Source organism: Methylobacterium sp. WSM2598, from assembly GCF_000379105.1.
Lineage (GTDB): Bacteria > Pseudomonadota > Alphaproteobacteria > Rhizobiales > Beijerinckiaceae > Methylobacterium.
On sequence record NZ_KB900609.1, the window covers coordinates 706,418 to 730,045 of the forward strand.

Annotated in this window: 17 protein-coding genes, 3 pseudogenes and 1 riboswitch; of the genes and pseudogenes, 8 read left to right on the forward strand and 12 right to left on the reverse strand. The window is 65.5% G+C overall.

Translation table 11 applies throughout. From position 1 onward, the window contains the following. Positions 1-42: 42 nt before the first annotated feature. Positions 43-345 (forward strand): annotated as a pseudogene (locus MET2598_RS0103435) (transposase); the annotation flags it as partial. 75 nt (positions 346-420) lie between these two features. Here MET2598_RS0103435 and MET2598_RS0103440 read toward each other — a convergent pair. Beyond that, positions 421-642 (reverse strand): hypothetical protein, encoded by a 222-nt coding sequence (locus MET2598_RS0103440; RefSeq protein ID WP_012333763.1) that lies wholly within the window; start codon positions 640-642, stop codon positions 421-423. Positions 643-745: 103 nt separating this feature from the next. After that, positions 746-807: riboswitch (Fluoride riboswitch) on the reverse strand. Between the two features lie 95 nt (positions 808-902). Between MET2598_RS0103440 and MET2598_RS0103445 the strand changes: the two genes are divergently transcribed. Together MET2598_RS0103445 and MET2598_RS42585 are read left to right on the forward strand one after the other, a co-directional pair. After that, positions 903-1,550 (forward strand): hypothetical protein, encoded by a 648-nt coding sequence (locus tag MET2598_RS0103445; protein WP_012333762.1) that lies wholly within the window; start codon positions 903-905, stop codon positions 1,548-1,550. Positions 1,551-1,699: 149 nt separating this feature from the next. Next, a pseudogene (locus MET2598_RS42585) lies at positions 1,700-1,861 on the forward strand (transposase domain-containing protein); the annotation flags it as partial. A gap of 16 nt (positions 1,862-1,877) precedes the next feature. On the opposite strand, the gene MET2598_RS0103455 reads toward MET2598_RS42585, so the two are convergent. From MET2598_RS0103455 to MET2598_RS0103475, 5 genes are all read right to left on the reverse strand, one after another. Then, positions 1,878-2,108, reverse strand: a complete 231-nt coding sequence (locus tag MET2598_RS0103455; RefSeq protein ID WP_012333760.1) for a DUF6429 family protein — start codon at positions 2,106-2,108, stop codon at positions 1,878-1,880. Between the two features lie 396 nt (positions 2,109-2,504). Beyond that, a complete protein-coding gene (locus tag MET2598_RS0103460; protein ID WP_018259870.1) occupies positions 2,505-4,505 on the reverse strand; it encodes a glycosyltransferase in 2,001 nt (666 codons plus the stop codon). Beyond that, positions 4,502-5,434: a glycosyltransferase family 2 protein gene (locus tag MET2598_RS0103465; protein ID WP_018259871.1), complete on the reverse strand. Its 933-nt coding sequence runs from the start codon at positions 5,432-5,434 to the stop codon at positions 4,502-4,504. The genes MET2598_RS0103460 and MET2598_RS0103465 overlap by 4 nt, the downstream gene beginning before the upstream one ends. Positions 5,435-5,437: 3 nt before the next feature. Beyond that, the gene (locus MET2598_RS0103470; protein WP_236728657.1) at positions 5,438-5,998 is read right to left on the reverse strand and encodes a hypothetical protein; all 561 of its coding nucleotides are present in this window, start codon (positions 5,996-5,998) and stop codon (positions 5,438-5,440) included. Then, positions 5,991-6,482, reverse strand: a complete 492-nt coding sequence (locus MET2598_RS0103475; protein ID WP_012333756.1) for a hypothetical protein — start codon at positions 6,480-6,482, stop codon at positions 5,991-5,993. The genes MET2598_RS0103470 and MET2598_RS0103475 overlap by 8 nt, the downstream gene beginning before the upstream one ends. An 835-nt stretch (positions 6,483-7,317) precedes the next feature. On the opposite strand from MET2598_RS0103475, the gene MET2598_RS43650 reads away from it, so the two are divergent. Then, positions 7,318-7,608: a hypothetical protein gene (locus tag MET2598_RS43650; RefSeq protein WP_415926890.1), complete on the forward strand. Its 291-nt coding sequence runs from the start codon at positions 7,318-7,320 to the stop codon at positions 7,606-7,608. Positions 7,609-7,700: 92 nt separating this feature from the next. Then, positions 7,701-7,961, forward strand: a pseudogene (locus MET2598_RS43655) (integrase core domain-containing protein); the annotation flags it as partial. Positions 7,962-8,382: 421 nt separating this feature from the next. Here MET2598_RS43655 and MET2598_RS40670 read toward each other — a convergent pair. Continuing rightward, positions 8,383-9,360, reverse strand: coding sequence for a glycosyltransferase (locus tag MET2598_RS40670; RefSeq protein ID WP_012333753.1), 978 nt, complete (start codon positions 9,358-9,360; stop codon positions 8,383-8,385). 984 nt (positions 9,361-10,344) lie between these two features. Between MET2598_RS40670 and MET2598_RS40675 the strand changes: the two genes are divergently transcribed. Next, positions 10,345-10,944 (forward strand): sulfotransferase, encoded by a 600-nt coding sequence (locus MET2598_RS40675; RefSeq protein ID WP_157182076.1) that lies wholly within the window; start codon positions 10,345-10,347, stop codon positions 10,942-10,944. A 501-nt stretch (positions 10,945-11,445) separates the two neighbouring features. On the opposite strand, the gene MET2598_RS0103500 is transcribed toward MET2598_RS40675, so the two are convergent. The 4 genes from MET2598_RS0103500 to MET2598_RS38545 are packed head-to-tail and all read right to left on the reverse strand — an operon-like array spanning position 11,446 to position 17,264. Continuing rightward, positions 11,446-12,816, reverse strand: a complete 1,371-nt coding sequence (locus MET2598_RS0103500) for a hypothetical protein (protein WP_018259875.1) — start codon at positions 12,814-12,816, stop codon at positions 11,446-11,448. Then, complete coding sequence (locus MET2598_RS0103505) at positions 12,779-13,954, reverse strand: glycosyltransferase (protein WP_018259876.1); 1,176 nt, start codon at positions 13,952-13,954, stop codon at positions 12,779-12,781. The genes MET2598_RS0103500 and MET2598_RS0103505 overlap by 38 nt, the downstream gene beginning before the upstream one ends. Next, positions 13,951-15,516: a hypothetical protein gene (locus MET2598_RS0103510; protein WP_012333749.1), complete on the reverse strand. Its 1,566-nt coding sequence runs from the start codon at positions 15,514-15,516 to the stop codon at positions 13,951-13,953. Before MET2598_RS0103510 ends, MET2598_RS0103505 begins: the two co-directional genes overlap by 4 nt. A 38-nt stretch (positions 15,517-15,554) precedes the next feature. Continuing rightward, a complete protein-coding gene (locus MET2598_RS38545; RefSeq protein WP_157182077.1) occupies positions 15,555-17,264 on the reverse strand; it encodes a glycosyltransferase in 1,710 nt (569 codons plus the stop codon). A gap of 264 nt (positions 17,265-17,528) precedes the next feature. Here MET2598_RS38545 and MET2598_RS0103525 point away from each other — a divergent pair, with 264 nt between their 5' ends. Both MET2598_RS0103525 and MET2598_RS0103530 read left to right on the forward strand, forming a co-directional pair. Next, positions 17,529-19,259, forward strand: a complete 1,731-nt coding sequence (locus tag MET2598_RS0103525; protein ID WP_236728658.1) for a glycosyltransferase — start codon at positions 17,529-17,531, stop codon at positions 19,257-19,259. 268 nt (positions 19,260-19,527) lie between these two features. Continuing rightward, positions 19,528-21,111: a hypothetical protein gene (locus tag MET2598_RS0103530; protein WP_026190485.1), complete on the forward strand. Its 1,584-nt coding sequence runs from the start codon at positions 19,528-19,530 to the stop codon at positions 21,109-21,111. A gap of 129 nt (positions 21,112-21,240) precedes the next feature. Here the strand turns inward: MET2598_RS0103530 and MET2598_RS0103535 are convergent, their stop codons facing one another. Beyond that, positions 21,241-23,175 (reverse strand): tetratricopeptide repeat protein, encoded by a 1,935-nt coding sequence (locus MET2598_RS0103535; protein WP_026190486.1) that lies wholly within the window; start codon positions 23,173-23,175, stop codon positions 21,241-21,243. Positions 23,176-23,628 lie beyond the last annotated feature (453 nt).

The following is a 23,628-nucleotide window of genomic DNA, read 5'->3' on the forward strand; positions in this document are numbered from 1 at the left end:
TCCGCCAAGCCGTTGCGACGACCACTTGAATCCACCCACTAGACTTCGCTGGCCTTTGGCAGCCGCTGCCGCGAGGCAGGGGTGCGGCCCTCGATGGGCTCGGTCGGTGATGCTTACGACAACGCCATGGCCGAGAGCTTCTTCTCAACCCTGGAATGCGAGCTCCTCGCCCGCCGGCGCTTCCACTCCCGGCCAGAGGCTCGCATGGCCCTCTTCAGCGACCTCGAAGGCTTCTACAACCCGGTGCGGCGACACTCCGCCCTGGGCTACCGATCACCCCTCACCTACGAGAAGGAGCACCGCCCAAACCCCGCACATGAGACCCCGGTCAGCCAAGCCCCATAACCGTCCACAGAGACGGGGCAATCCCAATCCCCACACGCCGATGCTGAGGCTGGCCCCGGCGTGCTTACGCACCACCTACGCGTCAATCTCCGTGCCGGCCAGGAAGGTCAGCAGGATTGCGCCGAAGCCGGCCAGGAAGTTGACCCAGTCGGTGAGGTGCAGGCCGATGGTGTTGCCGGCCACGGCCCCTACCATCATCTTGACCAGGGCCACCGAGATCGTCACGCGCAGCGCAATGATCGCGGCGAGTAGCGCGAGCCCCAGCCACACCGCGGGCTCCAGCCAGACATCCGCCATCACACGCCTCCTCCGGCCTTCGGCCGGTGCTCAAGCGGATGCGCGACGGCATGAAAAAACCCGCCGACGGCGGGTCTGCGGGCGCACCCCCACCGCATGTCGTCACGCGGTAGGAGTCATCGGCCCGGGTGGGCGGTTATGGGGAACTCCACCCCCAGACCGCCACTCTAAAAACCGGCCCTGACAGCGTCAACTGTTCATGCAGGCGAGCAGAACCGTGCTATGATCAAACTCATGACGTCAGCCGCGGAGGCGGCCCGATGCATACCCTCGATGTTGCGGTCCTGACCGCGTTGGTCGTGCTCGGCGTAAGCTTGGCGTATGCTTGGCGTCGCGAGCGCCGGCACCGGCAGCGCAACCTGGCATCTGCCCTGGTCGGCGAGATTGTTGCCGTGCTGCGGGCGATCGAGACCCACGACGTTCTGGCTCGTCTGGAGCATGTGGCGGCCACGGTGCCCCGCGTCGCCGTGCCGACGCTGCCCCCGATCCCGGCGGCGGTCTATCAGGCCTATGCGGGCTGCCTTGATCGGCTGGAAGCCCCGCTCCCCCGCAAGATCTCCTACTTCTACACGCGGCTGCAGATGCTGCAGGGGGACTTGGCCGCCCTGAGCCTCCGCCAAGTGCAGGACTTTCCGGCCGTGTCCGGGGCCAGCTTCGCGGCCGAGCTGGCCCGGGACCTCCGTGATACCCTCGCGGTCGGCGACGAGATCCTGAAGGATCTGCGACCGCTCCTGGTACGGCGCCGGCTGCACATTCGGCTCCGCCGCACTGTCGCGTCGACCGCCAAGGTATACCGGAAACTGCCGCGTGCGACCCTGCGCCATCCGTTCGCTCATCGGCCGCCCGGTGCGCCCCTGTGGCCGTGGCGGCGTGGGGCCGCCCCTGCGAGCCCGGCTCAGCCCTTGTAAGCCACCAGGATCACTTTGCGTGGACGCCGGTGGATTGACTCGGCCCGGTGATGGCCTGCCCCGCCCACCCCATCGTGGGTGGCATGCCCATCCCCTTCGCCATCCCCGAATGCCGCTTCGAGCGCGTCGTCGAACACCACCGGGACCGCCTCGTCATCCCGGTGCGCCTGAACGACGTCGATCCGCGAGCTTGGCTGGCCGACGTCTTGGCGCGGATCAACGACCACCCCTCACGTGCCCTCGCCGCACCCATGCCCCGGGCCTGGAAAGCCCGCGGTCCCGCGATGGCCAGTTCGGCTCAGGTCGCCTGAGCGCGGGATCCAGCGATCAGGTCGCGCGCGTGAACAAGGCGTGAAACAACGCCCGGGATCGGCGAAGCCCTTCATCCGTGAGCACCACGGACTTGGCTCGTCCGACTGGGTCTGCGATCAGCCCTTTGCGGTGCAGCCGATCGAGGACCTGCCAGTCGAATCCCTTCCAGGCCCGGCGCTCATCGTGGAGCGTCAGCCACGGGAGGCCGAGCACCGCCTCGTCGATCCGCTCCTCATCGATCTGCATGAGTCCAGCTTAACACGCCGCAACCCCAACGCGCCGCGGTTCTGACCGGATGGATACTGCCTTGCCCTCAGGCTGCAAGACTAACTGGCATCGCACCCTGCCCGGCGGCTGCCGGATCGAGAGGGCGCGGAGGAGGGTGGCGAGCCGCGGATCAGCCCGCGCGCCGCAGCCGCAGCCCGGACGGAACTGGCCGCTCGCCGGCAGGTCGCCAGCACCGCACCATCCCGCCAGGATCCGACGAGATGGCCGGGCGACGTTCAGCTTCGGCGCGAGCCGTGCGCATCGGCGACGGCCCCGCCGCGGCTCACCAAATGTCTTACGACGGCGTCACGCCGCGCGGTCTAGAGCATTTTCCGACGAAGTGGATGCCGGTTCGTCGCGGACAATGCGGCAGGATCAAAGATCGAGAGCGGCACCCGATTGCAACGTGATCGGGTGCCGCTCTAGAGGCATCGCGACGCCGGATAAGAGCGCCCGGGCGTACTTCTCGACATCGTCATAGGAGCTTCGCCCGCAGATGGTCGAGCCCGTGAACTTCAGGGAGCAGCGGGATGCAATCTCGTGAAGCAGCCTTTCGGCGGGCGCTCCGGCCCGGCCGATCCAAGCGAGTTCGGGCCCCGAATCCCGCCCACCGCAAAGCAGTTCCGCGATCAGGTTGTTGAACATCCCTCGATCCGAGAGTGCGATGATGACGTCGCTTGAACGACCCGCACGCGGCAGAGCCCGCGCAAGTTCGCTGTTTTCGACCACGGTCACGCGCGCGACACTCGGCCCCGCGATCCTCTCGCGGGCTTTGTCGGTAGCCGCCAGATCACCGCGCCCGCGTATCATGGTCATGACACCCGGAAGCCAGTCGATGTCGGAATGCAGGAAGGGGAGTTGCGACACTGCGTCGTCTCCGGGATCGGAGACCACCTGCTCGCCGAGCAACCAATCCCAACGACCGTCGCGCACCGACCTCGATAGATCATTGGCCCGCAATGGCCCGAGCGCGACGACCATCTTCCCGCTGGTTTTCAGATCTGGAAGGTCGGCCTCGCCGACAATCTCGTACCAACGATTGCGCAGGCGCCCGATGATGCGTTTCAGGTTGTCATCGACGAGGAAGAAGACCCTCATCCGATCCGACAGGATGCGGGACCAGCTCACGTAGGAGGCAAGGATCGGCCAGTGCTCCTCCGCCGACAGACCCCGGACATCGAGCACCAGGAGTCCGCACGCCCTCTCGATCGACGCAATGAGCTCCGCTTCGGAGCGCTCGCGTGCGGCGACGAGATTCGCTGCGGCCGCCTCGACCGCGTCGAGGAAGCGTGACAGCGGGGGCCGGTCGAGCGCGATCCGCGACATGGCGCGCGCGAGCGTCTTGGGAGAGGAGAAGACGAAACTGTCCGGGAGACCCGTTCCGATACTCGAATGCTCCGCGGCGAGGACCGGAATGCCCGCGAGCATCGCATCCGCGACTTTCACCTTGAAACCGGTTCCATCGAATTGGGGCGCGATAATGAAATCGACGCGGCCGAGGAACTCCTCTTCGGAGGCCACCTCGCCAAGACGCTGCACGGGCAAATTGGTCTTCACATGATCCGATATCGTGCCGCCGATGATCAGATCGACCGGCGAAAAATCTTCTTCGACTTGCAGCTCCAGCTCCTGGAGCACGGCGTTCAACCCGATCACCGTGTAGACTTGGGCGCTGCTCAGCACGCCGAAGACGACCCTGTCGTCATGGATATATGACCGCCGCGTCTTTTTTGCCGCCGCTTCGGCCAGAACAATCGGTATGTTATGGACTGGAACGGTGATTTTATCGCCGAAATACGATTTTTCCTCGTCCGTGACCGTGACCACCAGATCGGCCCGGCTCCATCCGAACATCTCGTTCCGTTCATCCGTCCAGAAGAACTCCGGTGCAATCCCCGTGCGATTCGCTATCTGTTGACGCTTCGAGAATACATCCAGCGTATCGAGGATCTTGAACGAATTAAACGCTGAATAGAAAGCCTTTGTCATCCAAACATTGGTGACCACGGTGACGTCGAATGTTTTGATTTCATTCAGACGCTCTAAGAACTTTTCGAATGCAGGATCCCACCATTCGTCGAGCGAATGAAAGTTTCCGTCCTGAGGAGGGAGACCGACTTGTTTGGATGTGGGATAGATATGCACCTCACCCCAGGTGTTGACCATCTCTTGGTAGGAAATCTGATCGAAATACCAATACCAGGGGAGTTCGAAGGCATAGAGAACAAACGTGATCCGAAAGCCTGCCCGTTTGAGCAGCGATGCGATTTGGAAGACGCGCCGCCGCTGACCGGAATTCGCCGGATGCGATGCGAATGGTGTAATGAAGAGGACGGTCTGGCCGAAGCGATTGGGCGAGGTCGCCGGCACCGTCATGCATCCTCTCCCTGCTTGAAGCCGGCGCTCGCAATCATCGCCATGGCGTATATCGACTCAAGTTGAACAACGAATTCCGCCGACGTGCGGGGCAAATATGACAGGGCCTTGATATTCCGATACTGTGGCGGAGCAAGCACCATCCTGGTCTTGTAACGCTCGTAGGCCAGATCGAGGGTCATCCAGCACGAGCCGGAGACCACGTCGGAGATCGCTTGCCAGAAGACGCGGCGGCGGAAATGTTCCGGAGTCAGGCGGTCGGCGGCGATGATGTGTTCGACGCAAGCTTCCGGGCAGTAGAAGGTTCGGTGCCTTCCGACGCGGTCGAGCAGGGCGGTCTCCTCGTTGCTCAGCAGCGACGCGGTGCCACGCCGCCCGAGCGAAGGGTCGAACCTGCCATATTGCCGGAAGACGTCCTTGCGGATGGCGAGGTTCGCTCCGACCACCCACTCGTTCTCGTTCAAAAAGCGTCCCGTGTCCGACCAGTCGATGCACGACAGGTGCGACGCCAAGCGGTCATCGTACCACTCCGGCAGACGATCGGCGTTCTCGTAGAGGGGAACGACGCGGCCGCCGACGATCAATGCATCCGGATGGGCATCGAATGCCTTCAGCAGTTGCGTTGTCCAGCCGGAGCAGACCAGGGCGTCGTCGTCGAGAAAGGCGATGATCTCGCCGTTCGCCTCGTCGATCGCGAGATTGCGCGCATGGGAGAGGCCGGTCTCGTCGCAGAAGGTCACGCGGCTGCCGCGGCCCTCGGGCAACGCGATGGGCCGGCGTCGCGCCAGCGGGGTGTTGTCGACGATCAGAAGCTCGGCCTGGTGCCCGTCGATGCGGTCCCGCTCCAACAGCGTCGAAACCGTCCTGTTCAACAGATCGTAGCGGTCGAAAGTGCAGATCGCAACGGTGAGGCGGGCATTGTCGGACACGGATCACCGTACCTTGAGGTTGATCGAAGCCACAGCGAAGGGAGCATCTGCCTCTTCCGTCTCGGGCACGGCCAAGGCCAGTTTCAACACACCGTCCTGCCCCGCGCCGACGATGGTCCCGCGAACGGCGCCGTCCCAGGACAGCCATGGCAGATCTTCACCATTGGCGCGGACATACAGGCCGTCGTAAGCCCGCCTGGACACGAACTTCGGGACGACGACCGTCAAGTCGTACTGGCGGTTCGGCGTGACCTGCACCGTCCATTCCAGCCGGGGCATCCCCAGGAGCCATCTCACCCAGCGACCGGACGCGTCGCGCTCCGGGAGCGAGAGATTGCCGCTCAGCGTGTTCGGCATCCTCGCATCGAAGCTCCAGTTCGCCATCAGAGAGGCGGTCGTCGCCGCATCGAACGCCGCTCTGACGGCCGCGTCGACGGCGCCCAGATTCTTCTCGAGCGCGGATTCGAGCTCTGTTTGCCGAGCTTCGACTTGACTGAGGCGTTGCATCGCCTCGTCACCGACGGTCGATTTTTGTCGGTCGGACAGTGTAGCGGGATTAGCCATGCGCGATATCTTTGGATACGACCCTGACGGACAGTATGGCGAGACCGAGATTCCGCCCGCCGGGTTCCTGACTCTCCGGCCTCGTCGCCGAGGAGATCTCCAGGATGAGCGACTGGCCGACGACCGGGGGGAGGGACGCTCTCAGGTGGAAGTAGCCTTCGGCCGCCGAACCGTCCGGCGTCGGGACATCGATGCCGTCGGCCCGCAGCCGCGCTTGGGCCGGATTGCACGCCGTGCCCATGACTTCCACGTCGATGTCGACGCCGGCGCCGCGCTCGATGCGGATTGGAAGCCGGACGCTATCCCGCGCCCCCGACCAGCGAAAGCAATCACCTGCCGGTCGGGTCCACTCACGAAAATGCAAACCGTTACTCTTGTCGAGCTGATCGCTGGCTCTAATTCTAACGTCGCGGGGAGCTTCGCTTACGATCTCGAAACTTGCGTCATTCTCGAACCGTAATTCTTGTGTTTCCTGCGCCCTCATAAATTATGCGCTCCTCAATTTAAGTGTTGCCCTGTCGATTCAATCGGATAGGAAATTTTACCCAAGGTACGGCACATTGTCAGACTTCGCAAGGCGTAGGACGTACTGACCGTCATTGGACTCGACGAGGGGTCCGCCGCACGGCGCCGGCGGCTCGCGCGAGATCCCACGCCGCTGGGCGCAGCCTCTTCCGGGCAGGCCGACGGCGTCCCCGGCCGGCTCCGGCTCACCCCCACGACGTCCCCGCCTCCCCCAGGCCGCGCGGGGCGCCCGCGGCGAGGACCGCGAGGTCGGGGAAGCCGCGCCGAGCAACCGCCGGATCTGGGTCAGCACCGCGACGCCGCGCAGGCTCGGCGGCGGGATTGGCGAGGGCCGGCCGGATCGGACGACGTGCGCGCGGATGCCGGCGTCGGCGCGGCGATCGGATTGGGACAACCAGCGGCGCCCGTCGCCCGACAGCCTCGCGTCGGCGAGCATCACCTCGAAGGTAGACCAATCCAGATCCTGCACGCGCGCAATTCTCCGGTCACTCTCGATCAGACGGATGCGGAGCCACTACGGGACAGGCGTAGCGGTATCGCGTTGGCAGGCCGGGAGCAAGGCTATCTCTCGGGCGCGCTATAGCGCGCTACAGGCTGTTATGGACCTGTGGGGGATGGAATAGCCAGATGACGGTGCATGCACGCCTCTCGCAAGCCCTACCCCTCATACGGTTTTCGGCTGATTAGTGGATTGGGATTGCGCCGGATTGGTGGACACCGAGAACGCTTTCGCGTGAGGTGTTTTTGCCATGCCGAGACCCCGTCCCCCGTACCCGGTGAAGCTCCGCCGCCAGATGGTCGAGTTGGTGCGCGCCGGGCGCGCTCCGACCGACCTCGCCCGCGAGTTCGAGCCGTCGGCCCAGGCCATCCGCAACCGGGCGGCCGAGGCCGACCGGCAGGAAGGACGTCGAGAGGCGAAGCCCCCTGCCGCTGAGGCTGCGCTGTCGGTGACGGAGCGCGAGGAGGTGCTGCGGCTGCGGCGGGAGAACCGGCAACTGAGGCTGGAGCGCGACATCCTCTCTCGCGCGACAGCCTGGTTTGCGCGCGAGACCGGGGCTCTGCCGTCGGGATCTTCCGGTTCATGAGCAAGAACCAGGCGCGCTTCCCGATCGCCGCCATGGCGCGCGTGCGGGGCGTCTCGAAGGCCGGGGACTACGCCTGGATCGGTCGTCCGCTCTATACTTCGCTGGCCTTCGGCGGCCGCTGCCGCGAGGCGGGCGTGCGGCCCTCGATGGGCTCGGTCGGAGATGCTCACGACAACGCCAAGGCCGAAAGCGTCTTCTCGAGCTTGGAATGCGAACTGCTCGCCCGCCGGCGCTTCCGCTCCCGGCCAGAGGCCCGCACGGCCCTCTTCAGCGACCTGAAGGGCTTCGCCAACCCGGTGCGGCACCACTCCGCCCTGGGCGACCGCTCACCCAGCGTCTCCGAACAGGGGCATCACCCACAGCCCGTAACCGAGACCCTGGTCCGCCAAGCCCACGAACCGTCCACAGAAACGGGGCGATCCCAAACAGCTAAGTGCGATTGCGGCACGGTCCGGAGAGTGCGAACCAGACTTTCGCGCCGTGCAGGACGGATAGGGCCGGCGGGTGCCGCGTGGCCAATTCGATCTCCTGCGGGCAAGACGGGTGCGCGGCGCGGATGCGCAGAGCCGATGTCGCATCCGTGCGCGCCGCCGGTCAGGGAGAGCGCGCATTGCTGTCGATCCGGCAATCCGCCGCATTCCGGACGAGGCAATCAGAGCGGCGCGGGGCCGGGACGTCGCAACGCATGCCGCACGCCCCCTCGCGAAGAGCGGAAGCTCGGGTCGTCCCGGCGCCCGGATTACACGAGCTCGGCGCGCTGGCACGCCTGCGGCGCTAGGCCGGAATACGCTTCAACACTTCGTCGAGCGTTTCCCAACCGAGAAGCTTGTCCCGATAGCGCGCGTTCCACAGCGACCGATCGTACCCGGAGCCACCATTCTGCTTGACCAAGCCGTCCAGGTAATCCTGAAACAGAGCGATCTGCTTGCGCTGGAGGTCGATCGTCCGGTTGCGGATCTCTTGCGCCGGCGGCGCCCGCCCGATGATCTCTCTCACCCCCCTCGCAACGTCGGCCGGCGTCGGATCCACGATCTCGACGAAGCTGTTGTCGAAGAAGAAATCGCGCCCGCCCTTGGACGGCGTCGAGACGACCGGCAGGCCGGTGAGCAGATACTCGACGCTGGCATGCATGCCGCCCTCCTCGGCGGAGAGGCAGAGTCCCACATGCGCCCGATTCATGATGGTGACGACTTCCGGCGCCGAGAGATTCCCGTGCGGCGGGCTCGTCAGCTCTTCATTCATGAAGCGAGCGCCCGGAATCTGCTGCTTCAGCTCCGAGTAGTACGCACGCGTTTCTTCTCCGAACGAGTGATACACGAGGCCTACGGAGTCGAGGTCGGCGCAGAGAGCATGTCTCTTGAACGGGTGAAGCTGTGCCGTATAGACTGCCTGTAGATCTTTCGGGATGCCATCGATCGGTTTATAAACATTCGGATCGATGAAAGAGTTCTGCTGTCCAAAATAAGCCCGCACGCCCCGGCGCGCAAGATTTTCGACTTCAGCTTGTGTATTGCAAAAAACGATATATTCGTGATTTGGATAATCGGCCTCATATTTCTTTACGAAATTCATCAAGTTGTCGGCATGATCGTTGCTCTCGGCCGACCATAAGGTCAAGATTAGAAACGTTACTTTCCGATCACGCAGAGGCTCCGCCAGGAGCGACGATCCGGAAACCGGCGCATCACCCGAGCCTCCCGTGAATATGATGAGGGGATCATCGGATAAGATTGTTGCACGAACAAATTTCAAGACGGCATCTCCCAGATGATTAATATACCAACTCGCATCATCTCTCGCGTGGCCCGCTCTCCTCAACGTATTTCGTAAGCAAATGAGCAGGTTTCAGTTTTGGCAAGAGAGCACACGCGTGTCGGCGTTATACCTCGGACCGTCATAGCAGGAGGTTCCCGACCTGTCACGGGCCCCGGTGCCGGCGGCCGAGTTGCGCGGGAGACTGGATGAGAATGGGATGCGGTGCGACGACACCTCCCGCACCGCACCGCGGGGCGCACCCTCCTGGCGACCGCCGAGACGCCGCGTCGCGCTCGCCACTGCCGCCGCGACGAGTCGGTGGTGGAGGCGCGGGCTCGTCGCCGGAGGCGACGTCGGGATCGTCTTCGGGGGTCGAGCCGAGGGCGCCGCGGCTCCGGCGCCGCGCACGCCGCCCGCCCATGGCCGCACCCCGATCCGCACACGGGTCGGCGCCTCAGCCTCTCGGATCGTGCGGCCGCCCGCGCCGCCAGCCCGTCCCGCCGGCCCGGGACCGCGCACGGCCGCGGCCTGAGCCCGCGGCGGCGCACGTCCGGGCCGCCGTGATCGCGACCAGCTTCAGGCTGGCGCGCATCGGCACCCTGATGCGCGAGGCCGGTTGAGCGACCGGACTCACGATGGAAGGGCATGCCCTTGGCCGCGCCCTTCAATCTCCGAGGATCCGAGCCCCTTCGCTGGGATCCTCTGTGGGGTGCCGGCGTTGATCGGTCGTCGATCTAGAAATCGACGAGAATTCGCGAAGCTCGGCATTTTATTTTCGCTCGGTAAAGCGGTCCAAATCAAATCCGGAGGCCGACGTATCGCGGCCGTGCTGACGATCCATTCGCAGCACTTTGAGATTCCGCTTGATTTCATGGGTCTCCGTTATATTCTGTGTCTCTATGAGAAATAAACCCCAATGGGGTGCGCACGGTACGGATGACGGCAGGCGGCGCGCCGTTCAGGAGACGATAGCGGAGCACCATGACTGAGCTCTTGCGGAGCAGAAAAGTGTTCGTGGCGAGTCTCCACCGTTGCGGAACTCAAAGTGTCCATAGGTTGCTGTGTGATCTCGGGCTGAAATCGATCCACTGGCCTAAGTTTTACGATGGCATCGATCTTGAGGAAGAGATCCGAGGCCGTGAAGCGGACAGGTGGCACGTTTCCTACAGCTTGAATAAAGTCCTGTATGAACATGATGCCGTCAGCGACGTGCCAATCTGCGGAATCTACGATGTTCTGGCGAGACGGTTTCCATCCTCGCAATTCATCGTGTTACACCGGCCGGCTGAAGACTGGATTCGGTCGGTCCGGCGGCACATCGGCAGTCGAGACTTCGATCCGTATGAGAAAGTGGTCTATACCCGCTACTTGCACGATCTCCCGCAGAAGATTTCCGACGTCAGCGACGGAAGCTTGAAAGCCGTGATGGAGCAGCATGCGGCTGAGGTGTATGAGTTCTTTCGCGGGACTGGCCAGTTGCTGATGACGGATCTCGGAAGTCCATCGGTTGGGCGGGACATATGTGAGTTTCTCGGGCGAGTTCCAATTCCGTTCATGAAGGTTGACTACCAGCCAACCTGACGGCTCGGCGCAGCGAACGCGGTTCTGGATGACACGACCGGACTGGCAGTGAGGCAATCGACAGGCGCAGAGTGCGGGCGTCATCGTCGCGGGCCGCGTCCGGATGCGCGGGCTGGCGCGACATGCGGCGGGCCCGCGCCGGAGCGTCGAGGCGGGTCATCCGACATCCGACGGATTGCTTCGCCATCTCCCATTTCGGCCATGCGGAGGTCGGCTTCGCTCAAGCGCCGCGCGGGCTCGTGATCCGACGGATTGCGTCGCAATGCGGATTGGGGCTTCGCTCAGGCGCCGCGCGGGCTTGTCATCCGCTGAACGGACGTGAGCGTCCGGACAGCGGATCACTTCGCCCCGACGTCCTCACCGCCGGCATCCTCGGCCGTGACCGCCGCCCGGTGCCGGGGCCTGCACCCGAGAGCGTCGTCCGGCGTCTCGTCTCGGCAGGAGCGTCGTCGCCGGTGACCTGGGCGTGGAATTCGACGGTGCCGCCGTCAGCGCCCGGCCTCACTCGTCGGGCTCGAGCAGCAGCCTGATTCCGGTCACGCTGAACGACAGGATGCGCCGATCGTGGGAGGTCGGGTCGAGCTCGCTCGGCCGCCTCGCCTGGCTGGAGATCAGGCGCGCAACCCCGAAATGCTGCGGCGAGGGCAGGATAATCCGGACCGTGTAGGACTGCCCGTCGACCAGGCCGATCCTCTCGCCGCGGACCGGCTCCCCACCGTCGAGCGAGACGAAAACGTCGGGCGGCACCTCGCCGAGATAGGAGAACACGCTGACGAGGAACCCCGTCGCGCGCCGATCCGCGGCCGGATTGAGGATCGTGGCGGCGACCGGCATCCAGCGGAAGGAGACGCCGTCGAAGTATTCCGGCGCGTGCCAGTCGTCGCCGAAGCTCGGGTCCGTCGGCGCGAGGCGGACCATGTTCCGGGCGGAGGATACGGCCCGCCCGTCGTCGGGCCGTCGCACGGTCTCGTAGAAGGCCTTGAGGACGCGGTCGACCTCGGCCGCGGCCGCCTGATCGTCCGGGACCCCCGCCCCTCGGTCGTAGACGAGGGCCGCGAAGTACTCCGTCATCGCGTCGAGGCGCGTCTGCTGGCGCGCGACGGCCTCCTCGAGGACGCGCTGAGCGCCCGCCGCGTCGATGCGCGCCCTCATGGCGAGCTGCGCCACCTTCGCCTCCAGGCGCGTCACGGCCTCCGCCAGAGCATCCTTGTCGGCGCGTGAGAAGCCGATCTGGGCGATCGGTGCGAGGTTCGGCAGCGCGTGAACGCGAATGGTCGCGCCGGTCTCGGTGAGGTCGCCGGCCTCGAGCGCCAGCGAGAGCCGGCAGGTGCTGCCGCCCTCGTCCCGCATGCGCAGCGGCCCAACCTGGACTTGCCGGAACACGCCGTTGATCTGCCCGACCAGCACCGGGACCGCGAGCCCGTTGACCGCGTTGGTGAGCGTCCCGGTCACGATCCCGTTCTCGATCCGCAGATCGTCGCACGTCACCTCGCCGGGGCCCGCGAGCCGCACCGCCTCGGCCTCCGAGGCGAGCGCGATCGGCGCCGCCGCATCGAGGCCGTCCTCGCCGGAGAAGCGGACCTCGCACGGGAGCGGGACGAACGGGAAGCGCCGGATCGGAATCGAGACCTCGTCACCCGCGGCGCAGCGATCCAGCGGCCGGCTGCGGCCGATCTCGATGCCCTCGACGAGGGCCAGCAGAGGGCCGTGCAGGCGCGCCTCGGTTTCGGCGATCAGGACGATGTGGCCGGGCAGGACGCGCGCCCGGCCGAACGGAAAGGCCGCGGCATCCCCGGCATCGCGCCCGGCATGCGCGGGAACCGCCGGGCGGGGCTCAGGCGAGCTCTTCGTGGCGCTGGCTTCGGCGATCATGGGCGAGGTCCTCGATGGAAGCGATCAACATGTCGAACTGGGCGGCGACCGCGCCCGCATAGGCCACGGCGAGGGTCCGGCTCGCACGGGCCACCTCGTCCCGGAGTGCGGGATCCCTCGCGAGATCCTGCATGCCCTCCGCCAGCGCCTCCGCCGAGGCGAAGCGGTGGAACGGGTGGGCGGGCCGCAGCCCTTCGAACGCGGCCGTGGTGCCGATGACCGACCGGCCATGGGACAGCGCCTCGATCGTCTTGATCTTGAGCCCCGTGCCGCCGATCATCGGGTTCACGACGCAGTCCACGTGGTCGTAGAACTCGCGCGGATGCGCGACCCGACCGAGTTCGAGCGGTGCAGTCCTCAGGCGCAGCCGGCTGTCGCAGATCGTGCCGGCGATGGCCCAGTTGCGGAACGGACGGGTCGCCAGCGCCGCGTCGAGGGCCAGGGCGGAGCGCTTGTTCCAGGGGTTGCCGCTCGCGAAGTAGCCGAATGGCAGCGGGCGCTCGGTCCCCGCCTCCTCGAGCAGGAAGTCGAGATCGAGGGGGTGCCCGACCGTGAGCACCCGGCCGGCGCAATGCTCGGCGATCAGGCCGCTCTCGGCCTCCTGGATGCCGATCACGATGTCCGCCCGCGCGAAGGCCTCGCGCTCCTGCGCCACCGAGGTGAAGAACCAGCGCGGGTCGAGGCCGGCCTCGACCATCTTGTCGCGGCGGCCCGCGAACACGTCGTGCGTGTCGAGGACCTTCACCGGGCCGTCGCAGAACTCCAGCACGCGGGACATCCAGCTGTAGTTCACCACGACCGCGTCGTAGCGGCGCTCGGCGGTGAGGCGCTCCACGGCCTCGCAGAGCGCGTCGGAGCACCAGTCGTCGATGCCCCAGTGCGTGGCGTAGGACGGACGTCCGAGCGGCCGGCTCGGAACGAAGATGAAGTCGTTCCAGGCGGCCCGCATGGCGGCCTCGCTCTCCGGCGTCAGCCCCTCCATGCCGTAATAGACGAGGTCGATGCGGCTGCCGCGCCTCATCAGCTCCCGGTTGAACGCCAGGAGCCGGAGCGAATTGCCCTGGTTCGCGGGATGGGACGCCATGGGGGAGACGACGAGGATGCGGGGGCCGGCTCCGACGGAGGTGGGGCGGCTCATCGGGCTGCGATCTCCTGCGATGCCGTCTCCGGACGGGCCGGCGTGAGGGTGATGGCGGTGACGTGCACCGTGAGCCGGCGGGGGTCTCCCGGGGCCCGCACGCCGTCCCGGCAGCCGATCGAGAGGGTCAGCGGCCCGGCCGGCCCGGCCGGCGGGACGGCGATCAGGGCCGCCCCGTCCCGACCCGACACCGCCACGACGGCCTCGACCGTGCGGCCATTGACCTGGAAGCGCAGCAGGTCGCGGCACCGCGACCCGATCCCCACATCGGCGGCCCTGAACGCGATCCCGATCGTCGTACGGGGAAAGGGCCGCCGCCCGAGCGCGAACCGCTGGATGCGGTCCGGCCCGCACCAGATCCAGGAAAAATCGCCGGCGGTCTCGACCTCGCCCGGGGTCGAGACCGCGTGATCCGGCAGGAGCAGGATGCGGTCCAGGTTCGGCAACTCGGCCGTGCCGACCGGCTCGGTCAAGGCCGCGCGCCGCCCCGGCGCGAGCAGCGCGGCGACCCCGAGGCCCTCGGCATCGGGCGGACCGAGATCGAGCGAATCGATCTCGGCCGGGGCGCGCGCGGCGACCTGCGCGATCCGGTCGGGCTCGTCCCGGACCAGGAACGATCGCGCGGCGAGGGCCGGCCCGAGGCGGGGGGGCAGCGCGTCGCAGGCGCCGACATAGACCCATTCGTGGGGAGGCGGCCGGCGCGGCAGGCCGCCGACGAAGATCGGCTGGCGACCGCCCTGCTGGCGGAACGCGGCGTAGAACCCCAACGGACCCTCCTGCGCCAGCAAGGCCGCCGGGCCGGCCAGCACGGCATCGGGCACGAGGCCGGGCAGGACATGATCCGGATAGGTGGCGTCGACGAAGCGGGCGTCCGGATCGCGCAGCCTGATCGCCGCGACCGCCTCGGCGAGGGAGCGGAAGACGGGATCGGCCCGGTCCGCGGGCTCCGTCTCCCCGGCCTGCGCCCGCCGGACCATCGCTTCGAGGCGGGTGAGGGGCTCGGTCCGGTGGACGGCCGCCCGGTCTCCCGGGGAGGCCGGGCGCGGAGCGCGCCCCTCGTGCATCCCGAAGTGCAGGTAGTGGACCAGCGGGTGCTCACCGGCATTCCGCACGTCCGGATTCTGCTCCAGGTACCAGAGCGTGCTGAAGTCGGGGCTCGGATCCCGGCCGTCCTCGACGCCGTGCCTCAGGTAGTGCACGAGGGGGTGGAACCGGTAGTCGCGGACGTCCGGGTAGCGCTCCAGGTACCACCTTGTGTCGAAGACCGGGTTGGGCCGCCGGTCGGTCGCGAGCCCGTCCCGGAGATAGGAGAGGATCGGCAAGGTCCCGTCCGCCACCGCCTCCGGGTAGGCCGTCGCGTACCAGACGGGATCGAACAGCGGGTTGGGCCAGTGACCTTCCGCGGCCCCGGAGGCGAGGTAGTGCGAGACGAGGCCGCGGCGGGCAGCCGGGTAGCGCTTCCGGTACCATGCGGCGTCGAACAGGCCCGACTCAATCAGGCTCCGGGCGTCCGCCGACCGAAAGGCTCGAACGACCGACAGGATGCTGCGAAGGGAAGCCACGTCAGCCTCGATGCGGGTGGGACCGGGATGCGCGTCGATCAGGCCGTCGCCGGGGGGCGCGGGACGGCTTGGGTGCGCGAGACGGCTTGGGTGCGCGACACGGCTTGGCGGGAGACGCGAAGCCGGAGTTGATAGGACGCCTCGTCGGCCGGGCCGTCCGCCGAGACCGGCACGACCCGCACGTGCCGCGCCTCGGCGCCTCCCGGCAGAACGGATGCCAGGATCGCGCGCGCGTCGACGAGGGCCTGGATCGGGCCGATCTCGACGCTCACGCCCGCCGGGTGGGCGGCGAGCTGCGCCTCGAGGCGCGCGCGCGCCGAGGCGGGATCGGGCGGCAGGCGGAGCGTGGGCAGCGCCGCCCCGGCGGGGGCCGCTGCCGTCACCGGGAACGCGTCGAGCCTGTCGAGGACGCCTCGGAACCGTTCGCCGTAGCGGCTCATCGACAGCTCCGTCGCGGCGTAGCGCGCGGCCCGTGCGCCGAAGGCGTCGCGGAGGGCGGGAGCGGCCGCGAGCGCGTCCAGTGCCGCCGCGATCGCCCGCGGCGCATCGACCGTCGGGATCCTGATCGCGACATCGTCCGGGATCTCCCGGAACGCGGCCGTATCGGAGACGAGGCAGCAGGTGCCGTTCCCGAACGCCCGCGCCAGCGATCCCGAACTCTCGCCCTCCGATGGAAAGCGCAGGTTCACCAGAACGTCGGCGGCAGCGACGGCGGTGTCGAGGTCGCTCTCGGACAGGTAGCCCGTGACCCGCGAGACCGCCTTGACCGCCGGGTGGCGGTCCAGCAGCTCCGCGAGGGGCACCTCCTCCTCCCGCAACTCGCCGGCCTGGATCCAGACCACCGGCTGCCGGATGGTTTGCAAGGCTTGGTCAAGGCCCTCGATCAGCCACTCGTAGCGCTTGCGTCGATGGACGAAGCCCGCCGTGATCACCACGAAGGCGTCCGCGGCGACGTTCATGGCCGCGCGCGCCGCCGCCCGCGCGAGCGTCACGGGCGGGTACGCGAAGTGCGGGATGACCACGACCTTGTCGGCGACGTCCCCGTGCTGCTTGCGGATCAGCTGGCGGGCGTAGTCGGAATGCACCACGACGGCGCGGGACGCCCTCACAACATCCGCCAGGGCGTCGAACAGGACGTGATCGGCCCGGGTCGGCCCACGACCATCGACGCGCGCCGCGCGAACCAGCTCCGCGGCGCGCGGATTCGATGCGGCCATCAGATCGTAGAGATCCTGAGTCGAGGTTCCTGCCGTCTGATACAGATAAAGAAGGCGCGGATCATGCAATACGACCACGCCAGGATGGCGCAGCGCAGCACGTAACACGAAGACGTGTCCGGGATTGTTGCCGATCTGGTACACATTCTTGGCGCCGGGCCGGAGATACTGGAACGCGCAAGCCTCATCGGCCAGCGTCACGCCCGGCGGGACCTCGGAAAATAGTGAGTCGCTGAACGCCGTCACGTCGTAGTGGGACGAAAGCTCCGCCAAGACACGCGTCGCGTAATCGGCAATGCCGTTCCGTGAAGGGGGAAGCGGACTGAAAAAGAATAGCTCCTCCAGAGCCTTACGATCAGGCCCGACGCGGTAAGGATCCATTGATGAAATTTCCACAGGATTCCGGCATGCCCTTAATGCCCCACCTGCCGGGATGCAAGTTCCCGGATCGCGATCGGACCGCCGCGCCGGACGCGGTGGACCGGGCGGGCGCCGAGCCGCGGCGGCGCGAGGCGGACGCGCGGGCGGCATCGCGCCGCGGGTCGGACCCGCCGGCAGTGCGGGCCGTTCCACCGCGTCCGGAGAGATGCCGCCGGTCCGGCCCCGGCAGGTCGCGGTTTGCCGCCGCGCCCCGCGGCGACCGCGCGAGCATCCGGGCATGCTTCCGAAAGCTCACGAATTTGCTAATGCCGTGTCGGCTCCGGCCGAGTCGGATCCCGGCAGCCCGTGGGATTGCCGGGAATCGGCGCCGTTCATGAAGCGGGCGCCCTACACGTATCGCGAGCATCGATCACAATGCGGAAATCCAAGAATATTCTCAGAAATATTGCTAAATTAACCAACCATCTCGCCAGGAAAGAGCGTCGCTCCGAAGCCTCGACCGCGAGCGATTACGAGACCATTGCATCCTGCCCGGGAATGTTCGACGTCGATTGGTATCGCAGAACCTATCCGGACGTGAGCGCCTCGGGTGCCGATCCGATCCGGCACTACGTGGATCACGGCTCCCGGGAAGGGCGCATGCCCAACCCGCTGTTCAGGCCGCACTGGTACCTCGATTCCTACCCGCACGTGCGTACCGCGGATGTCAACCCGCTCGTCCACTACATCCGACACGGGGTCGAGCACGGTCTGAAGCCGCATCCGCTCTTCGATACCGCTTGGTACGACGCGTCCTACCCCGATGCCGCCGCGGCCGGCCTCCATCCGCTCGCCCATTTTCTCACCCGCAACGAGGATAGCCGTTACAATCCGAACCCTCTATTCGACCTTGCATCTTACATCGATAGCCATTCGCTCCCGCTGGATTCGAACATCGCTGCGTTGGAGCACTATATGGGCACGGATGAGAACCTCTCCGGCCGAACGGCAAGGCCGGGACCTGCGTCGACCCGGGCCGGGAACGGCCCGAAGCTGCTGGTGATCGACGGCGTATACCCCAGGCCCAATCGGGATTCCGGTTCACTGGACGCATTCAATTTCCTTCGTATTTTCTTGAACATGGGATTTCGCATCACGTTCATTGCCTCCGCCGAATTCCAAGACGACAATTGCTATCGGCGCCAGATAGAGGACATCGGCGTCGACGGCGTCGACTACTACAAGTATAAGTCGGTCGAAGATTTTCTGGCTAGATGCGGCAAGAATTTTGACGTGTTCTTCCTATCGAGAGTTCATTGCGGCGGCAATTATTATAAGTTTGCGAGGAAATCGTCTCAAAGCGCGAAGATCATCTTCAATACCGTAGATCTGCACCACGTGCGCGAGCAGCGCGAGGCGCTGCTGAACGATGACCGGGTGTCGCTCAACCGCAGCCAGTGGACGCGGGAGCGGGAATACTATCTGAGCCGGATGTGCGACGCCACCATCGTGGTGTCCTCCCTGGAGGCGAGGCTCCTGCGCGAGAACGTTCCGGGGGCCAACGTTCACGTCGTTCCGCTCCTGCGCGACCTCGCGGAGCCCCGGGCGGGTTTCGACGCCCGCGACGGGGTCGGCTTCATCGGCGGGTTCGGCCACACGCCGAACGTGGACGCGCTCCTGTTTCTCCTCGACGAGATCTGGCCGCTGGTGAGCGGGCGCGACGAGGCCATCAAGCTCTACGTCCTGGGATCGGATCTGCCGCCGCGCTTCAGGCTGCGGCGCGACAGGAACGTCGTGTATGTCGGGTACGTCGAGGACATCGGCGAGCGACTGGAGGGACTTCGGGTGATGGTGGCCCCCCTGCGCTACGGAGCCGGGGCCAAGGGCAAGATCGTGTCCAGCCTGATCCACGGGGTGCCGACCGTGGCGACCTCGGTCGCCGCCGAGGGCATGGACCTGGTCGCGGGGAGGGACGTCATGGTCTCGGACAGCCCCGAGGAATTCGCCGAGGCGGTCTGCCGCTTGCACCGGGACCGCGGCCTGTGGGAGCACATCTCCGCCTCGGGCTACCGTCGCGCGGCCGAGGTTCACGACGTGAGCCGCGGAGCGGAGATCATGGGGAGGATCCTCGGCAGCGCGGGCGTGGCCTTGAGAGCGCAGCCGTGACGGGCGGGCGTGGTCCGCACGGCCCGGCCACGGCCGGGCCGGCGGGCGGTCGCGGCGACGGGGCGGCGAGCTGTGTCGGCCGCTCCCGACCGGCCGGGATGTCCGCCGATGGCGCGACCGCGGCCGGACCGGTCCTCGCGGGGCAGGGATGCGCCGCCCCCTCCCCGGAAGCGCCGCGATCCGAGGCACGTCTCGTCCCCGTCAGCGCCGGCACGGTTCGGCACCCAGTCCTGCCCGCCCACGGGGCTCGGGCGTAGAGAGACCGCCGATGATATTCTTCACAGTATGTTCAGCCAATTTCATGGGATACGCTCTCACGCTGCGCGAGACGATCCTGGCGCACGAGAAAGATGCGACCTTCTACCTCCTGCTTTGTGACCGCGAGGACTCCGTCGATGCCGGCATGTATGACTTCGAAATTATATACATCGACCAACTTGGTGTGCCGAATTTGGAGAAGATGAAACAAAATTACAACATTACGGAGCTCAATACTTCTCTAAAACCTTTCATGTTCCTCTATTTATTTGACAGGCATCCCGGCAGTCGCGTCGTCTATCTCGACCCCGACATCATGGTGCTCTCTCCCTTGGACGAGTTGCGATCATGCCTCGACGAGGGCGCCGCCTGTGTTCTGACGCCGCACATCACGGAACCGGCCGAGTTCGCCGACATGAATGACGGCATGTTCCTGCTGTACGGGATCTACAATCTCGGATTCTGCTGTTTTGCCGATACCCCGCAGGTTCGACGCGTCGTCTCCTGGTGGTCGCGCCGCCTCGAATCGGATTGCAGCATCGACCTGCCGCGCGGCCGCTTCGTGGACCAGAAGTGGGCAGACCTTCTTCCCGCGATGATCGACAACACCTTCATCCTTCGCCATGTCGGATACAATGTTGCCTACTGGAACTTGAGCCAGAGAAGATTATCGAGGACGGACGGAACTTGGAGCGTCAATGGCTTCCCACTTCGCTTTTTTCACTTCAGCGGGAATATTATTGAGGATGAGGCCGTATTTTCTCGACACAGCCATGAGTTCAACATTCACTCTTTCGGAGTGATTGGAGAACTACTGGCTCAATATCGCTCTCTCATTTACAAGAATGGGCATCGATACTACTCCTCCCTGCAATACGGGTTCAACTGGTCAGGCGCTTCCGGTCGCAACGAGCACACGCTGCTGGAGATTTTCGAGAATCGCCCGAAGCACGCGGCTTCCCCTCATCTTCACCTCACCCCGCGGGGCGACCGGCCGAACCTGCCCGATGCCGTCAGGACCGTCAGGGCGTCGGCGGAGGCGCGGCTCGCGGAAGCCGCGCGGGCGGCGGCGCTGACCGGTCACTGCATACGCTGTGGCGGCCGGACGGACTTCGTGCTCGAGCAGGAAGCGGTCGCGGGCTCGCCCGGGACGAGGACGAGGGTGGTCTGCACGGGCTGTGAGCTCGACGCGGCGAGACGACTCGGCATTCACGTCGGAAGACAACTTCTGCGCAGCGACGGCGCGGAGATCACGTACCCGTCCGGAACCGGTGACGCGGTCGTGGCGACGATGCGCGCGACGGAACCGGGTTGCGGACTCGGCGGTGCCGCATCGCTCTGCGTCGTGAGCGTGCCGCGCGACGCGCCCTCGCCCGTGGACGTGACCGCGCTGTGCGCGCAGTACGATCGCGTGGTCGCCGTCCATACCGACGAGAGCTTCGAGAGCGCCGCGCGCAGTCGCGGAGCTCAGGTCAGCGTCCGTGACGCGTGGTCCGAGACGTGTCTCTACGTGTTCGAACCGACATCGGTGGCGATCCTGGAGCGATCGGAGGCCGATCCGCGACCGCCCGCGGCGGGCGAGAGCGCGGCGTGACGCGCCCGCGGAGGTCCTGGGCGAGGTGACGGACGGCACCGGCTCACGGGGGCGGCCGAGGGCGAAGCGCGCCCCTCGACACCGCTCGCCACGCGGGTGGCGACACTCGCGCCTCCCTCCTCGCGGCCGTCAGAGCCTGCCGCCACCGGCACGGGCGGCGGCCGTGACGGTCTCGGGAGCTCCCTCCGGATCCGACAAGCCAAGCTCGCGCGATCGCCTCTCAGTATAGAGATCGCGCCCCTCAGTCGTATAGCAGCCGAAAATGCCGGGTTCGATCGAATTCAGATTGGCAATCTGAAGGGATGATCCCATGATCTGGCGAGAGACATACAGCGCATTTTGGTCCACAAACCAGATGTTCGTATCACGCAGCGATGCGAACGCCAAGGCCACGTAGCTATTGACGTAGGACAGGAACTTCAAGGATGATGGCGTATTCGAGAAGAATGCGATGGTGGCTGGATTGCTGAACCAAGGCAGTACACGTCCCTCGAACATCAATCCGACATCCGAGCCTCGCAGTTTCGAAATGAAATCTGCGACAGGAGATTCGAAAGATATATCGACATCCGTCACGAGCAGATTCACACTGAGCTTTTGGATGAGCTCGAAAGCGACTTCGAATCTCCGCGTCGCGTAGATCGCTTTCAAATTCTTGTCTGACTTATCTATGTTTTCGCGAGAAAAACTTATTTCGACGTCACGATAGCGAGTGCGCAAGTGGCCGATCAGCGCCTCCGTGCTGTCCAGCGGATTCATGATGTGAAAATGCAGATGCGATCCAGGCGCAACAATGTTGAGTGAGCCCACGTACAGATTGGACAGTTTGGAAAAGTAGGTTCCATCACAGGCGGCGAGGATCGCGCGGCCGGATCCGACCCGCGCTTGCGCCGCGCGAAAGTCCGAGACGGCCCCCGACGAGAGGCGAGGCGAGCGCTCGCGGCGCGAGAGCGTCACGGCCTCGGGCAGCAGAAGCGAATTCAGGCCGAGAAGATCACCGAGTTCCCGCGGGGGTAAGGGCTGGGCTTCGACGATCTTGCGCAGCCCGTCGTCCGTTCGCCCTTCCAGCAGATCCTGCGCGCCGGCGTACACTTTGGGCCATCGCGCGTCCGGCAGGAAAGGCGACGCGGCATCCGAAATGGCGCGCAGCCCCGACTTGTTTTCCGAGCATATTTTAGCGTTGCAATAATATTCACCGCAGATATCAATCATATTGACGTTCTGCTGGGTGAGAAACAAGTGGAAAGCTCTTGAGAAATGGTGGACGGCCGTGTCCCAGTCCTCCCTTCGAAAAGCCGATATCCCGGCTTGGTAGATACCGAACGGCCAAGTCAGGTTACTCAATGCCAACTCTTCTGCGGTGGTCAGCTCGAAGGAGGTCGACCGATCCGGCGCGAGATGGTCGCCCATCGGCCCCGCCACGTCGATGGCGCGCTGGAGATCGCCCATGCGGATGCAGGCGCGCGCCAGGCCGAGGCGAACGTGAGAACTCCCCGGGTCGAGCTTGAAAGCGCGTTCGTGCGCGATCAGCGCAAAGTCCGGAAGATCGAGGCGCCAGAACGCGGTTCCCAGCGCCGTGAGCACGAGGGGTTCAGCGATGCCATTCTTGATCGCCCGCATTCCGAGATCGCAGACACCGCGAAAATCGCCGTCGTAGATCCCTGCCAACGAGCCCCAGTAATATGCTCCCGGCAAACCCGGAGAGGTTTCCGCGATGCGGTTCGAGGCCGACAGGGCGTCCTTGTATCTCCCCTCCTGGAAGGCCGTGGCGGCCTCGGCGACCTGCCATCCTGACCGCCCCTCCGCCAGGCCGAATGCCCAAAAGTGCACCAGCGGATTGATGTTCGCGGCAGCGACATCCGGGTTGGCCTGCAAATATCCGCTCACGCTGAAGTGGCGGGACGGATCCCGGCCCTCCTTCCATCCGTGATTGAGAAAATGATCCAGCAAATCAACGCCGGACGCAGCCACATCAGGATTCTTGAGCCTGTAATATGTCTGATCGAACCCGCCAATCGAGGCAATGACACCAGATCTAGTCTTCTTTTTGCGTCTCCACAGCATTTTCTGCTACCTTCCAGCACAGCCTTGCATCATGACTCCACAACGTGGATGTCTGCCGGTCGCAGGACCACGGCGAACTCGAAATACGCATTACGGCAGCTCGCTCGCGCTTCTTGATCACGCAGGAGCTGATTCAATCACCTAGGACAGTCCCGCGATCGGACATCAAGCTTGCTTATTTTCACTAGCCGAATGCACTTCTGTAACGAATCTCCGCGACGTTTCGGTCGGCATTCGCATCGGCGCGATCAGCTCCGTGCGCCGGATCCCGGCTGAGCCAAGTTGCGGGAGGCATCACCGGTGCCCCAACCTGATCGGTGCCGAGATCGTGCATCGACGGGTCGGTCACATTGGCCAAAACGCTCCTTCATGTTCGCGCAGGACCGAGCGAACTCGTCACAGCCGGTCGCGCTGCGCCTCACCCGCCTGGGCCGACCCTCTCGGATCCGGGGA